The organism is Shewanella hafniensis, from assembly GCF_019655335.1.
GTDB classification, from domain to species: Bacteria; Pseudomonadota; Gammaproteobacteria; order Enterobacterales; family Shewanellaceae; genus Shewanella; species Shewanella hafniensis.
This window is the reverse complement of the sequence record NZ_BPFD01000023.1, coordinates 41,562-56,053: the sequence shown is the minus strand read 5'-3', so window position 1 is coordinate 56,053 and position 14,492 is coordinate 41,562. Positions and strand designations below refer to the sequence as shown.

The window sequence follows — 14,492 nt, the reverse complement described above, 5'->3', positions numbered from 1 at the left end:
ATACAGTATTTTTATCCTATTAGACCTAAGTAGAAAATACTCGATGTTTTGAACTAACCTAGAGGGAAGCAAGCTAAATCCATATAAATCATGATGATAATGACTGCGACCATCACCAATAATTTAAACGACCGTTTCATTTTGACGTTTACGTAAAAGCAATAATAGCTAAGTGCAATACCCGCTAAGCACTAGGTTGCGTTTCCCGATCAACAAGGTGGGATGTAATGGTTAACTCAAAAAATAAATCACTTTTTTATAAAAAAAATGAAACAAATTTGAAATTACAACGGGATGGAGCGTAAACCCGCCCATTTATGACGTTTCTCTCTTGCTAGAGCCCATTATCGGTTTGCTGACAAAGATGCCATTTCGCAGCATTTATTGGCAGCACTGCACATTTTGACAATAACAACTGAAACATTTGTTGCCAACTTAAATGCAAATCATTACTATTCGCGACCTATTTATTTGGGGGAACCATTAATGAAACCATTTCGTTTGTCGCTAACTGCACTCGCCTGCCTTTCTGTTTTATCGCAAACCGCACACGCCGAAGCCAACTCGATATCAGCAAATGCTGAAGCCAACGTTGAGCGCATCACGGTTTATGGCAGACAGAACTCAGTAGTGAAGAATTCAGGGCTGGCAACTAAGTCCGACATGTCTCTTATGGAAACCCCAGCAGCTGTAGTGATTGTTGGCCAAGAGCTGATCGAAACCCAAGGCACTGATAATCTGCAGGACTTGATCCGTAACATCAGTGGCGTGACTCAAGCGGGAAATAACTATGGCATTGGTGACAACATAGTCATCCGTGGTTTAGGCGCAAATTACACCTATGATGGGATGTATGGCGGTGCTGGCCTAGGTAATACCTTCAACCCCACGCGCTCTTTAACCAACGTTGAATCCGTTGAAGTATTAAAAGGCCCAGCGACCGGACTCTATGGCATGGGAAGTGCTGGTGGCGTGATTAATCTGATTGAAAAGAAACCACAGTTTGAGTCAAAGCATAAGTTCAGCGCCGAAATGGGCCAATGGGACACCTACTCCCTTGCTCTGGATAGCACGGGCGGCCTGAGTGATGATGTCGCCTACCGTTTAGTGGCTAAATCTGGCCGCAGTGATGGGTATCGTGATATAGGTACAGACAGAGACGAAATCTATGGCGCCTTAAAATGGGTATTAAGTGATAGCCAAGATGTAATGCTTTCAGGCGCTTACATCAAAGATGCTATTGCCGTTGATTCAATTGGTCACCCGATTCGGATTTACAATGCAGAATCTGTCGGCGGTAAGAGCGCGGGCGAGGTCACGTGGCAAGATCTGGTTAATGATCCCAACGGTAATGGTCTACAACTCACCGATGCACAGCGTCAGCAGTTAGCGGCCTCGTTGTCGGGCGCTGACGGCTTAACCCCCTATTCGTTTGGTGATGCAGGGCTGATTTCACCCATGGCGAAGGACAATGAGGGTGAAGAGTTAAGATTTAAACTGACCCATAATATTTACTTCAACGATAATCTGTTTCTTAATCAGCAGTTGCAGTATCGCGACTACACGTCAGGTTTTGCACGCCAAACTGGTGCCTATAACTACGTCTATTGGAAACAAGGCAAAAACCCGATCAACACAGATCCCCGCGCGCCATTAGTTGAAAATGGCGTACTTTATCCTTTTGCCGCAAGACGTCAGGAATACCGTAAAGTCGATGCCGACGAAACGTCTTGGCAGTACTTTGCCGATCTACGTTATGACTTCCAAATCGGCAATATAGACAATGAATTATTGGTCAATGCCAACTATGAAGACCGTAATATTCGTTTCCAGCAATATTCTATCTTCGATGCCGATCAAATCTATAAAAACAAGGATGGAGAAATCACTTATCAAGGTTCCCTGCCTTATATTTACGACATCCGTAATCCTAACTGGGGTACAGGCAAGTTTGAGGACTATGACCCACTCAAGACTGCGAACTATGACAAAAAAGTCAGCGCTTGGGGTTTGGGTGTACAACACGTGGGATATTTAGGACATGGCTTTACCACACGTGTAGGCGTTGCCTTTAACGAGATAAAACAAAGTTATGAACACTTAGGTGTCGATGAACGCTATAGTGCAAGTCAAGCTGCTGCGACGCAGGAAGAGGACACTACGGATAACGGCATCACCTATAATCTAGGTTTAACTTATATGCCAACGGACGATTTATCTTTCTTTGTGAACCACTCAAAGGGGCGCACGGCTTACAGTATATTAGGCTCTGTGACCGGCAAAAATACTGACCGTGAAGATTCAGAATCGGTAAGCAATGATCTGGGTATGCGCTTTAAAGCCTTTGATGATCAAATGCTCGCATCATTGGTGCTCTTTAAAAGCTCACGAACCAATGTGCCTTATACGAATGAAGAATATAAAGTAGGCGTATCAGGACCAGAAGTACCCGTGTACTTTTACGATGGTAGCGAAGATACTCAGGGAGTTGAACTCGATCTCAATGCCCATCTTAATGATCAATGGCGCGTTAACCTCAACGGCATGTACCAAGATGCAAGGGATAAACAAAATCCAAATACTTTAACCTATAATAGCCGACAAAAAGGCGTACCTTATGTCACTGCCAGTGCTTGGGTGACCTATGGCGCCGATTGGTTTAGCTTATCAAGCCCAATCGAATTAAGCCTTGGTGCTAAATTTGTCGATGATCGCAGCACACACTCTAGCTCATTTGGTATTCCAGACGGTTATGTGCCTAGCTATACCGTTGTCGACTCGGCGGTGAGCTTCAACGCGGATTCTTGGAAAATCCAGCTTAATATCAATAATCTGTTCAATAAAGACTATTACAGTAAAGCGATGTTCTTAGGCGGTATGCCGGGTGAAGAACGCAACGTCAAACTGCAATACAGCTATAGCTTTTAACACCTAAACATCAGCGTTAAATTTGATGTTTTAAACCAATAAAAAGAGAGCATTTATGCTCTCTTTTTATATCCAAATCAAAGTGACAATATTAGCTCACATTCTCCCTATCGCCGCGCATAAGGGATTCCAACTCTGCCTTACCCTTGTTCGATAGATTGATTAACGTCGCTAAATCATTCTGATGAGCCGCACTGGCAATCACCAGTTTCTTATCATGCTCAGCAAAGATTTTTACCCGCTCGTTGGCTTGTACCTGCGATAAACCTAAACCTTGAAGGATCTTCTCGCTGGCCGACAGCGCCGAGCCAAAGGTCTCACGAAAGACATCTGTCACCCCAAGGCTCATCAAACGATATGCATGGTTACGGTCCCTCGCCCGCGCGACTATGTTGATATGCGGAAAATGCGTTTTCACTTGCTGAGCGATTTCAATAGAATCTTCAACACTGTCCACGGCAAGCAATAATAAACGCGAGCGAGCAATCCCCGCCGACATCAACATGTCTAAGCGTCTGGCATCACCAAAATAGACCTCACCGCCATATTTGCGAATCACATCCACATGACTCGCATCCTTATCCAATGCGACAAAAGGGATACCTGATGAGGCCAAAATACGCCCGGTGATCTGGCCTACTCGACCAAATCCAGCAATCACCACTTCAGATTCGGTGACATTAATCGTATCTGGCAGACGAGTATCCACCACTTTGGCTTTAGTTGCTCGGAACAAAGTAAATAATAGAGGCGTTACTGCCATAGACAAACCAATAGCAAGCACAAGGACTTGCGCAATTTTATCGCCGACAATACCAGATAGCTGCGCCTGAGATAAAAGCACAAAGGCAAATTCACCGCCTTCTGCAAGGATCAACCCTAGTGCAATACTCGGGCGCCATTTGTGGTGCCGAATGCGCCCCAACACCATCAGCACAAAGGTTTTAATCAGCAACATAGCCATTAAAATGCCCAGAATAAGTAACGGATCTGATAGTAATAACTTCAAATCCATACTCATACCGACCGCCATGAAAAACAGCCCAAGCAATAAGCCTTTAAAAGGTTCTATGTCAGTTTCGAGCTGGTGCCGATAACTTGAGTTAGCGAGCATAATACCCGCCAAAAATGCCCCCATGCCCGCAGAAAGTCCCAACCACTCCATTAACTCAGCGCTGCCCATCACCAGCAATAATGCAAAGGCGGTGAGCACTTCACGCACCCCACTGCTTGCCACTAGTTTAAGGAATTTAGGCAGTAAATATTTTCCCACTAACACAAAACCAACGAGCGCAAGACACGTCCAGTACCAAGGCACCGCATGATGTTCAATCTGAGCAGAATTGGGCGCCAAATATGCTGTCAGCAGCAACATGGGGATAACGGCAAGATCTTGCATTAACAAGACCCCAAAAGCATCACGTCCAAGTGGGGTTGTGAGCAACCTATGCTCACTCATTAACTGCACGGCAAAGGCTGTCGATGATAAAGATAGCGCGGCGCCAACCACTAAAGCCGCCTCAATAGACAAGCCAAAGCCCCAAGCCAAACCTCCAATCGCAGCCCATGACAACAACAGCTGACCACTGCCTAAACCAAAGATAGCACTGCGAAGTTCCCATAATTTACTTGGATTCAATTCGAGTCCAAGTACAAACAGCATAAGTACCACACCTAACTCGGCAAAATGCAACACAGCAGCAGGATCAGAAACTAAGGCCATGCCACCAGGACCTAAAATGATGCCTGCAGCTAGATAGGAAAGGATCGGGCCAGCGCCAAAACGTTTACCTAAAGGAACAAAAATAACCGCCGCCAATAAAAATAGCAGCACCGACGTGAGTAAACTCGACTGTTCCATGAAGGCTCCAACGGAAAAAGGAATGCGCAGTGTTCCATATATATTTGCCCCGCCGCAGCTCGGCAAATTAACAGCTATGATATCCCATTTACTTATTAACAAGGTCAAGGCAATTCATTAAAAATGAGAAATTTTTGATGTGAAATCACTTAAGCACTGTGAAAGTAAACTGCAGCAACAGTGCTGAGTAAACGAAGTTAGGTACTTAGAAACACCTTAGACTGTTGCTGCATGTTAGTGAGTGGCTGCAAAATATAAAACGAGCAATAAACTAAGGAAGGATAGAACCACTAAGGGCTTGCCAACTCTGGATAAGACAACATGGCTCACAGGACTGGCATTACACTGATGGCGATGCGATATGACGCCGTAAATCTGTTGCCTGCTTGTCACATTTTAATATGTCAGAATAGCGTACTACTGTGTTGCGACCATTGGCCTTAGCGGCATAGAGCGCCATGTCGGCTCGGTGGAATAATGGATCCAAACTCAGATCATCAGCCATTAAACCACTCACGCCAAAACTCGCCGTAATGACGAACTTATGCCCTGAATGTTGGGTATCAATGGCCTCAATACGGGCTCGACATTGCTCCGCCACTTCCATGCCTTTCTCTTCATCGGCATAGGGTAATAAAAGCGCAAACTCCTCACCGCCGATACGAGCAAAAACATCACCATTTCGGATATGAGATTTAAGGGAATCAACCACCTTTTTAAGCGCCCAATCGCCAGTACCATGGCCAAAAGAATCGTTAATGCGCTTAAAGAAATCTAAATCGAATAAAATGACACAAAAATCCCCGCCGCGGGCCGTGGCTTGCACAAAAAGGTTTTCTCCTAACTCTTGCCCTGCCCCGCGATTCAATATGCCTGTTAAGGCATCCATTCTCGCCATACGCATAAACTTACGTTTCTGCATCTGGCCTACCGCTAACAAAATGCCGAGGAAGAACAATCCACCCACTAAAATAGTGATAAACATCAGCATATTAGTGTATTCGCGCTCTTTTACCGTTTGCTGAGCGATATAAAGCTCTCGCTCTTTATTGAGTAGATTGATCTCACGCGCCTGTTCATCGGCATTAAATTTAGCGGCCTGATACGCTAACGTTTTCATTTTCGCTTCATCAAACATCAGCTGATTGTAATACTGCTCTTTTTTCGAATACTCATAGGCTTGTTCAAACTGTTTATTCTCAGCATTTAAGCCAGCTAACACTTTAAAGACATTATGCTTTAACTCGGTATAACTAGGTTCATTAGGTAATGACGTAACGAACTTGGCATGCTCGACCGCATTTGCAAATTGCTCCAGTGAAAAATATGCTTCGGCTAACAAAGAATGGACACTATTAATTTCTAATTGAAAGTTAAAAGACTCGTACCCCTTTAACGCTTTCAAAAGTAAAGCAACTGCAGAGGTGTATTCTTGCAACCTTAACTTAGACTCCCCCATTCCTTTCAATGCAATAAACGAAATCAATGGAAAGCCATTCGACTCACAAAAATCGTGTGTGTTCTGGAATTCATCAAATGCCTTGTCATATATTTCAAGCTCTAATTGATAAACTGATAAATACAACTTTGCAGTACAAATATCTTTTACATTATCAGCTGCAGCAAGTGATAGTGCCTTAGCCGCGTAGGTCCCCACCTCTTCTTTTATGCCCATTGCAGAGTACAAACTGGCTAAACGTAGATATGCAGCACGTTTGATATCTATATTATCAATTCGATCTATTAACCCTAGGCTTTTGCTCATTACAACAAAAGCATCTTTAAAGTTCCTAAGGGCGATGTACGCCGTTGCCTCATAGCTATAGGCAGAAAATAAATAATCGCTATTTTGAACTAAATTTTCGGATTGAATTAAATTATCTAGGGCTTCTTGATATTGACCTGAATAAATAAATGAAGTCCCTTTAAATACTAATAAGCGCCCTTGTTGAAAACGCGTCATATGCTCGAAATCAGCTTCAAGTTCATGGAGCTTAGTAATGGCAATGGATAGATCGGTATGTTGCAGTTGTTCTAGCTCTGCTAACGCCTCATCAAAATTGATAGTTGCAGCCATTAAGGGCATACAAAATATACCCGAACATAACCACAAAAAAGCGCGCAGGAGTTTCAATTACTCACCGTTACCATGGGAAATAACTAAGTAGGACTGATAATCACCATCGCCACTCAAGCTTTTCAGTTTTTCCATATCTCCCGACATGACGGCTACAATTTCTTCATCATTTAACCCATGGGCACGCATAACGGCCTCAGGATCCTGTTGATACGCTTCCATCAGCTGTGCATCTTGACCCAACTGAGTAAAAAAATCCGATAATGCAGACATACTTTTCCTTATTTATATAATGACTCCCGAACTCAGCTCAGAAGTACAGCACTCGCAATTAGCCTAAGTCTTCAGGTCTAATGCCTAATTTAGTTAAAATAGCATAGTTGTATTCGAGTTTTTTTGCTGGCGGGATCAGTAAAGTACTGATCGGAGACAAGTTTGCCTCAGGCAGCTTACTCAATGGCAAATACTCAATTCTAGGGGCTTGAACTGGCAGATTGGCAGCTTCGTAGATCACCACTTGATGATCTCGCGGATACCATTGATGCAGTTGTTCAACCAAAATCTGCAGCCTGTCACTCGTAGTATGGAACTGAGTTAAGGTATGTTCGCCAGCAATCGCAATTTGCCATAACAATAAATGGGTTGTCGGATCGGGCACATGATTAAAAAACATAAACTGGCTAGCTTCAAAGCTTTGATGCCCAGAGCTGCCGGGGTCAATGCCCAGATCAGCCCATAAACACGCCTCGGCCGAAATCCCCGGCTCCATCTTCGCTGAAAACCCTTCTGCCCTAGCCCGCGTAATCGCCATATGGGAAACACAGGCAAAAATTCCTGGATGACCATAAAGCGCACAAACGGTTTTCTTGCCAGCCCTCACAGCCTCCAATATAGCATTAACCATTTGTTCATAGGTTTCTCGGCGATTTTTCACTTCGCCATCTTGAGCATAAAACGACTGTAAATTGATGACATTGGGATTAATGTTCTGGATCCAACACTGGGAAAAACCATCGGGCAGGAGTGAAAACACCACATCGGCATGTTCAATATAACTGCGACTCATCACACAGATTTGTCCAGCCAGCTGCAAGCCCGTGCCTACACAAACTAATGACCCCAAAGCATCTATCCCAATACTTTATTTCAAACACTGCGAACTCATAGCTAAAAATCACAGCGCAAGAACATAATAAAAACATATCTGCAACTTTAATCTGATTTAAGCAAGATTACTATGTTTATCGCCACACAAACTGTTTATCGACTTACTGACTAATTGCTTGGCTTTAAAGAAAAAATCTGGCCCTCATTTCCTTTTATACAATCCTGTCAACACGCTTAAGAGGCTAAAAACACCTCCACAGTTGCCACAAGACTTCCAGTAATAAATATCCTTAAAGATTGAGAACTAAAGCCAGCATCGCGGGTCGAAAAGTCACACAATTCGATCTATGACGGCAGCAAAGCCCGATTGCCCTTGTCATGAAGGGGAATGCTTGGGTATTATGGCCGCCAGATTTTCAGAAGTAGCGCATACAATGATCAATAAAAAGCAAAGTCTTACCCTGCTGAGCGCTGTGGCGCTCTCTGTTTCGCTCAGTGCTTGTAGTGTGTTCGATTGGTTGATTTATAAGCCCGACATTCCACAGGGTAACTACATGGAACCGCAACAAGTCGAAAAGTTGCGCATTAACATGACCAAAGAACAAGCCGAATACATTCTCGGCCGTCCAGTATTACGCGATAGTTTCGCCGACGATACTTGGTACTATGTGTATCACTACAAGAGTGGACGCGATGCCAGCATTACGCATAAAGAACTCATTTTGCACTTTACGGGTGATAAACTGACCGCAGTAAATGGCGATTATGAGCTAAGCAAAGAATTTGATACGCCACTTGAGCAAAGTAGTTTACCTACGGGGAATAAAACTGAGCTAGTGCCACAAATTCCTGCACAGCGTCCCGATGTCAAGCCCTTAGTAAAAGAAAACCAAGCTGAAGCGCAGGTTCAAAAACCAATTAAGTAAAATCCTAAACTTTGCTTATGCTCTTCTCAGTCAAATGAAATACAAAAAGCGCCTTAGGGCGCTTTTTTATTGAGCAATGATGGCAAACTGATATCAGTCTTAATACCAATCGTATTAAGCTCGTCCACCCGTCACTTTATTCGCTCGGCCTTCATCTTTAGCTTTATCCGCACGGCGGCGACGCACATCCTTAGGATCAGCAATCAAAGGACGATAAATCTCAACCCTTTGGCCAGGTAAAATCACTTGGTCATGTTTGACCACATTACTAAACACACCGAGCTTAACCGTCTCTAAATCGATTTCAGGGAAAAAGCTCACTATGTTACTTAAACGCACCACCTCTATCGCTGACGTGCCAGGATTCACATTCACCGAAATCACTTTTTGCTGTGTAGGTAAGGCGTAAACCACATCAACTACAAACTTATCTGTCTCATTTGTCACTGTAAATTACCTTAGCGCGACTCGTAAATGCCGTCACCATTGATACCATAAGATCATTAAACACTTTACCAAAGGCCATATCGGCTAACGAGCTTGAAAACTCAAAACTCAGCTCGAATTCTACCTTGCAGGCTTCTTCAGTCAGTTCAGTAAAACGCCACTGCCCCAATAAATGCTTAAAGGGTCCATTTTCCAATGTTAAATCAATACTCTTACCAGGAACCACTTGGTTGCGAGTCGTAAAGGTCTTACGGATCCCCGCTTTACTCACATCCACAGATGCCAGCATAGTTTTGCCGTCAAATTCTAAGACTTTGCCACCCACACAACCGGGTAAAAACTCTTTATACGACTCGACATCATTCACTAAGTCATACATTTGCATCGCACTAAAACGGACTAACACACTTCGAGAAATTTGCGGCATAGGACTTAGCACTCTTCACTAACGACTTCACAACGACCTAAACAAGCTCGTACGCACAAAAAGAACGCACGCAAGATAAACAACTTAGGCAAGCAATCAAAATTTGCACGGATTTTATCACGATACGTAAAAAACGCACCCCTTGTGCACTTAGGTTGATACTCAACAGCCTAATCGCGTTCAAAAAAACAGCAACAACGCGATAGAGGCTTGAAATTAACTAAATAAAACCTTATATCAATACCAAATTGATTAACCGTGCGTATAATGGCGCCACTATGGTAAAGAAAAAATCAAGCAAAGCCGCGCCTGCGACTATCGCACGTAATAAGCGCGCAACCTTCGAATACCGTTTCGAAGAGAAAATGGAAGCCGGCCTATCCCTTATGGGATGGGAAGTGAAATCTATCCGTATGGGTAAGGTCAACTTGTCCGACTGTTACGTATTCCTGAAAAATGGCGAAGCCTTTATGCATGGCTGCACCATTATTCCCTTGAATACGGCATCGACACACGTTGTCTGTGACCCACTACGCTTAAAAAAATTGCTACTCAGCCGTAAAGAGCTAGATAAACTAGCGGGCTTAGTCGAGCGCCAAGGCTACTCTATTATTCCTATATCAATGTACTGGCGTAAAGGTGCATGGGTGAAAGTGGAAATTGGTCTAGGTAAAGGTAAGAAAGATCACGATAAGCGCGAAGATACTAAAGCGCGTGAATGGGAAGTTGAAAAAGCCCGCGTGATGAAAAAAGAAAAAACGCACGGATAATGAACAAACGATTGAACTTGAAGTAAATGATGCTAGGTAATCATTATGCTACGGGTTACAATCAAATTCTTGGGGGCGATTCTGGATTCGACAGGATTCACGAAACCCTGGGAGCATGCCGAGGGGCGGTTGGCCTCGTAAAAAGCCGCAAAGTTATAGTTGCAAACGACGATAACTACGCTCTAGCAGCTTAGGCTAGCTAGCCATCTGACACAGGTCTCTCAAATGGGCGGTGTATACAGGTGGTCATCTTACATTTGATAGCGAGGGAACTCCGTCCGGGGGTGAACCGCGAAATAGTACCGGACTCGCCCGATGAAATCCTGTCTTTCGGAGTTTATTCGGGTTAATTAAAAGAGAGACTAAGCATGTAGTGCCTTGGATGTAGGTGTTCTGGACGCGGGTTCAAGTCCCGCCGCCTCCACCAAATGAAGTAACTAAGACGTCTCAGGACGTCTTTTTTATTGCCTTAAATAAATCAAACTCAATGACTTAGCTGCAAATCATGTCTATAGACGTCTAATAGTGTTTGGTAACATCCACAATTTTTAGTAACATCGGATGTAACACCAATGCTTGTTCTCGATAGTCGGTGTTACTAAAAATGGCGTTATCTAATGTAAATCAACACGTTATCTAAATAACTACGTTAGTAACACTGAGTGTCTACAAAGTAATGCTGCTAAGGTGTTGTTATGGCAAGACTAGCTAAGCCTCTATCTGATACAGAAATCAAAACAGCTAAACCAAAAGACAAGGAGTATAACCTTGCTGATGGTGGTGGACTGCAAATCAGAATTAAACCAAATGGTTCCAAACTCTGGTTATTAAACTACTCGCACCCTATCACTAAAAAACGTCAAAACCTTAGCTTAGGCTCTTATCCAGATATATCACTCGCATCTGCACGTAAGCTCACACAAGAAGCACGAACTCTTATTGCCCATGGAACAGACCCTAAGGCAAATAGAGAAGAGCAACTTGCCGCTAAAGTCGCAATTATCGAGCACACATTTGGTAAAATTGCCGCGGAATGGTTTGAACAGAAAAAAGATGCTATCACAGAGGATCATGCCGCTGCGACTTGGCGCTCCTTCAAACTTCACCTACTCCCTTCATTGAAAGATATTCCTGTTACTCAAATTACAGCGCCTATGGTCATTGAATATTTAAGGCCAATAGAAGCAAGAGGTAATTTAGAGACAGTTAAACGATTAACGCAACGACTCAATGAAGTGATGATTTATGCTGTTAATATCGGAATTATCCACGCTAATCCACTATCGGGAATAAAGGCTATTTTCAAAAAGCCTCGTAAAGAACACTTAGCAGCAATGCAACCAAGTGAGCTACCGGAGTTAATGCAAGCAGTTGCAAATGCTAGTATTAAAAAAGTAACTCGCTTTTTAATTGAATGGCAGTTGCACACCATGACTAGACCTAATGAAGCCGCCCGCGCTCGTTGGGATGAAATTAATTTTGAGGAAGGTGTTTGGCTTATCCCTGCTGCTAGAATGAAAATGAGACGCGATCACCTCATTCCGCTCACAGAGCAAACATTAGCCCTATTACAAGCCATTAAACCAATAACCGGACATAGGGAATTTATCTTTCCAGCAGATAGAGACCCAAAAACTCACTGTAATGTACAAACCGCCAATGCCGCTTTAAAACGAATGGGATTAAAAGACAGAACAACCGCCCATGGCTTTAGATCTCTTGCCAGTACAACACTAAATGAGCAAGGCTTTGATCCTGACGTAATAGAAGCTGCCCTTGCCCATACTGATAAAAACCAAGTACGTAGTGCCTATAACCGCAGTATTTACCTTGAGCGCCGTCGAGTGATGATGACATGGTGGAGTGAATACATTATGGAAGCAGCTAAAGGGAACGTGAGTCTTGCGCATAATGCCAAAAACTTACGACTTGTAGCTCAATAAAAAGCGCAAAAAAAGCCTCAATTAAGAGGCTTATTATCTGTTAATAAATCATTAAACTGAGGCTCGTAACTGTAACCAGTCTTGCTCACTTAATCTGTTCCACGCTGCAAGAATATGAGCGGGTTTCATTGTAGCCTTTCTCGCATTCCAGCTGTGAACCCGCTGAACTAACTCATCAGCAGACAGTGCAGGATTTGACTCTTGTGTCACAACCCAATGAACCGTTGACAGTAGTTCCATGCCGTTCTGAGACTCATACCCTTCAATTAGCTTAGCGACTTTATCAAAACGTTGCTTAGTCTCTGAGTGTTGCTCTAGGAAACCTAAAGCCTCCTTGGCGGCATCATCTTTGAGATCAATAGGTGTTTCTGGCTTATTCAAACCATCGGCATAACCAGAAATAAAGTGACCTTCCATCTTATCGAGTACGTGACGGAGTACATCAGCGTAAGGCCCATAATGATGCTTTTTAAAAACAACCTTATTTAATGGCTCGCCCACCACAGTCAAAAAGTAAACTAACTTTTGTACTTCAAGTAATGACAATCTGTAGCCAAAACCAGTAGATACATAGCGGTCGATTAAACCTAGAACTGCAGCTCTACCAATAGTCATTCGTGGGCGTCGAGTTTGATTGGGCATAAGCACAGCACTAGGCGCTGTTTGTGGTGGATAAATGCGCCAATCAACATCAGGCAACTCAGCGAGTGAAGTCTGTATGACTTGCTCAACCTCATGCCAGGGTAAACCACCCAATCCACTGCCTAGGGCAGGAATAGCCACTGATTTGAGGCCAAGACGGCGAACTTCAGCTTTAAGGCTCTCCAAACCTGACTCTATGTATTCGAGCTTAGATTGGCCTTTCCAGTGTGCTTTAGTGGGGAAATTGATGATATAAAAAGGTGAGTTGATTGAATCAAGTGAAACGGGCAGCACAGTACCTGTCACCAAAGACTTATCGTCACAGGCTTTTTTGTATACTTTGAAGTTGTCAGGAAAGGCTTTTTTAAATTGCAACGCCAAGCCCTTACCCATCACCCCTACTGTGTTAACAGTATTGATGATTGCATCAGCTTGATCATGTAATATATTGCCTTTGTGATAAGTAATCATTTTAACCTCTAGTAATACCACTGTGGCCGCACAATAACCTCAGGCTTATGCTGTATAGCTTGTAGTAATACGCTCACTTCTTCTGCTACCGCTTGGGTTTTTACCCCGATTTGTCGGATAGTGTGCCATGCCACAGATTCGAATGCTAAAAATTCTGCCTGCTTCTCCTCTTTAAAGTCTGACCAATAGCGTTCATTAATGATCCGCTCTAAGTCCAATTCATTAATACGAGTGAAATCATCTATTTGTTCGGCATAATCCAAATCTGCATGTATATCGGTAAAGAAGCAATTATCGTTAGTCAATCGAATGGTGCCGATATCACTGATCAAATGTAATACACGCTCTTGTCCACCCAGATCGTCATCATGACCTTTATGGATCACAAATAGCATCACGGAGCGAGGGCAAAAATTAAACGGCACATATTGCCCAATAGTCCCACCAGCAGCCACATTCACAGGGCGAACTAAACGACGCGGCTTAATGTGGCTATAGCCAATATTCTGGTTAACTAAACCAAGTTCCATGCGCTTATATTCTGCCAAACAAAATCCGATAAAGCTCATCCATACTGTTCACCGCCTGAAACAGTCTTTTGCTTACCCTACGAAGCTGTGGGCGGAGTGTTTTCTTGCCTTCCGCGTTCGCCTTGGTATGTTTGGCAACGGGTGAATGTTTTAGGTAGCTGCGTTACTACCACGTTTAGTCAACTTTAGCTGGATATGCCTCACAATCCCCTTGTTCTCAGAAATCAAGTCATAACCTTTGCTGTCAACTTCAGGTTTGGCAATTTCAAGCTCACAGGTGTGCTCTAGCCAGCTGCGTTTTAGCAATTCGGCCACGAACAAATGCTCTAATAACTTCTCTCTAAATGACGAGTGTAGAAAATG

At 43.5% G+C, this 14,492-nt stretch carries 13 protein-coding genes and 1 other RNA gene; 5 read left to right on the top strand and 9 right to left on the bottom strand.

Annotation, left to right across the window (positions count from 1 at the left end; translation table 11 throughout):
• Positions 1-486: 486 nt before the first annotated feature.
• Positions 487-2,928: a TonB-dependent receptor gene (locus K5Q99_RS09145; RefSeq protein ID WP_220776687.1), complete on the top strand. Its 2,442-nt coding sequence runs from the start codon at positions 487-489 to the stop codon at positions 2,926-2,928.
• Between the two features lie 91 nt (positions 2,929-3,019).
• Here K5Q99_RS09145 and K5Q99_RS09140 read toward each other — a convergent pair whose 3' ends face one another.
• From K5Q99_RS09140 to K5Q99_RS09125, 4 genes are all read right to left on the bottom strand, one after another.
• Entirely contained in the window at positions 3,020-4,789 is a 1,770-nt protein-coding gene (locus tag K5Q99_RS09140) for a monovalent cation:proton antiporter-2 (CPA2) family protein (protein WP_220776686.1), read from the bottom strand.
• A gap of 340 nt (positions 4,790-5,129) precedes the next feature.
• On the bottom strand, positions 5,130-6,875 hold the full coding sequence (locus K5Q99_RS09135; RefSeq protein ID WP_220776685.1) for a GGDEF domain-containing protein: 1,746 nt from the start codon (positions 6,873-6,875) through the stop codon (positions 5,130-5,132).
• Between the two features lie 48 nt (positions 6,876-6,923).
• Positions 6,924-7,139 (bottom strand): hypothetical protein, encoded by a 216-nt coding sequence (locus K5Q99_RS09130; protein ID WP_220776684.1) that lies wholly within the window; start codon positions 7,137-7,139, stop codon positions 6,924-6,926.
• Between the two features lie 58 nt (positions 7,140-7,197).
• Positions 7,198-7,989 carry an SAM-dependent methyltransferase gene (locus K5Q99_RS09125; protein WP_220776683.1) on the bottom strand — a complete coding sequence of 264 codons (792 nt, stop codon included), beginning with the start codon at positions 7,987-7,989 and terminating at the stop codon, positions 7,198-7,200.
• A 418-nt stretch (positions 7,990-8,407) separates the two neighbouring features.
• Here K5Q99_RS09125 and K5Q99_RS09120 point away from each other — a divergent pair, with 418 nt between their 5' ends.
• Entirely contained in the window at positions 8,408-8,899 is a 492-nt protein-coding gene (locus K5Q99_RS09120) for an outer membrane protein assembly factor BamE (RefSeq protein WP_246604439.1), read from the top strand.
• 114 nt (positions 8,900-9,013) lie between these two features.
• On the opposite strand, the gene K5Q99_RS09115 is transcribed toward K5Q99_RS09120, so the two are convergent.
• Entirely contained in the window at positions 9,014-9,346 is a 333-nt protein-coding gene (locus K5Q99_RS09115) for an RnfH family protein (protein ID WP_106651167.1), read from the bottom strand.
• Positions 9,336-9,773 (bottom strand): type II toxin-antitoxin system RatA family toxin, encoded by a 438-nt coding sequence (locus K5Q99_RS09110; RefSeq protein WP_028760728.1) that lies wholly within the window; start codon positions 9,771-9,773, stop codon positions 9,336-9,338. Before K5Q99_RS09110 ends, K5Q99_RS09115 begins: the two co-directional genes overlap by 11 nt.
• A 278-nt stretch (positions 9,774-10,051) precedes the next feature.
• Between K5Q99_RS09110 and smpB the strand changes: the two genes are divergently transcribed.
• The 3 genes from smpB (at position 10,052) to K5Q99_RS09095 (ending at position 12,486) form a co-directional block, all read left to right on the top strand.
• Positions 10,052-10,543 carry an SsrA-binding protein SmpB gene (gene smpB / locus K5Q99_RS09105; RefSeq protein WP_011790147.1) on the top strand — a complete coding sequence of 164 codons (492 nt, stop codon included), beginning with the start codon at positions 10,052-10,054 and terminating at the stop codon, positions 10,541-10,543.
• A 71-nt stretch (positions 10,544-10,614) separates the two neighbouring features.
• Positions 10,615-10,970: a transfer-messenger RNA gene (gene ssrA / locus K5Q99_RS09100) on the top strand.
• A 268-nt stretch (positions 10,971-11,238) separates the two neighbouring features.
• Positions 11,239-12,486, top strand: coding sequence for an integrase domain-containing protein (locus tag K5Q99_RS09095; protein ID WP_220776681.1), 1,248 nt, complete (start codon positions 11,239-11,241; stop codon positions 12,484-12,486).
• A 51-nt stretch (positions 12,487-12,537) separates the two neighbouring features.
• Here the strand turns inward: K5Q99_RS09095 and darG are convergent, their stop codons facing one another.
• The 3 genes from darG to K5Q99_RS22440 form a co-directional block, all read right to left on the bottom strand.
• Positions 12,538-13,599, bottom strand: coding sequence for a type II toxin-antitoxin system antitoxin DNA ADP-ribosyl glycohydrolase DarG (gene darG / locus K5Q99_RS09090; RefSeq protein WP_220776680.1), 1,062 nt, complete (start codon positions 13,597-13,599; stop codon positions 12,538-12,540).
• Positions 13,600-13,607: 8 nt separating this feature from the next.
• The gene (gene darT, locus K5Q99_RS09085; protein ID WP_246604437.1) at positions 13,608-14,147 is read right to left on the bottom strand and encodes a type II toxin-antitoxin system toxin DNA ADP-ribosyl transferase DarT; all 540 of its coding nucleotides are present in this window, start codon (positions 14,145-14,147) and stop codon (positions 13,608-13,610) included.
• Between the two features lie 132 nt (positions 14,148-14,279).
• Positions 14,280-14,444, bottom strand: a complete 165-nt coding sequence (locus K5Q99_RS22440) for a hypothetical protein (protein WP_246604436.1) — start codon at positions 14,442-14,444, stop codon at positions 14,280-14,282.
• Positions 14,445-14,492: the final 48 nt, after the last annotated feature.

Excerpts from the sequence above, each read along its gene's own strand:
- K5Q99_RS09135 (WP_220776685.1), bottom strand. The coding sequence starts at position 6,875 with ATGCCCTTAATGGCTGCAACTATCAATTTTGATGAGGCGTTAGCAGAG.
- smpB (WP_011790147.1), top strand. The coding sequence starts at position 10,052 with ATGGTAAAGAAAAAATCAAGCAAAGCCGCGCCTGCGACTATCGCACGT.
- K5Q99_RS09130 (WP_220776684.1), bottom strand. The coding sequence starts at position 7,139 with ATGTCTGCATTATCGGATTTTTTTACTCAGTTGGGTCAAGATGCACAG.
- K5Q99_RS09095 (WP_220776681.1), top strand. The coding sequence starts at position 11,239 with ATGGCAAGACTAGCTAAGCCTCTATCTGATACAGAAATCAAAACAGCT.
- K5Q99_RS09145 (WP_220776687.1), top strand. The coding sequence starts at position 487 with ATGAAACCATTTCGTTTGTCGCTAACTGCACTCGCCTGCCTTTCTGTT.
- darG (WP_220776680.1), bottom strand. The coding sequence starts at position 13,599 with ATGATTACTTATCACAAAGGCAATATATTACATGATCAAGCTGATGCA.
- K5Q99_RS09110 (WP_028760728.1), bottom strand. The coding sequence starts at position 9,773 with ATGCCGCAAATTTCTCGAAGTGTGTTAGTCCGTTTTAGTGCGATGCAA.
- K5Q99_RS09140 (WP_220776686.1), bottom strand. The coding sequence starts at position 4,789 with ATGGAACAGTCGAGTTTACTCACGTCGGTGCTGCTATTTTTATTGGCG.
- K5Q99_RS09120 (WP_246604439.1), top strand. The coding sequence starts at position 8,408 with ATGATCAATAAAAAGCAAAGTCTTACCCTGCTGAGCGCTGTGGCGCTC.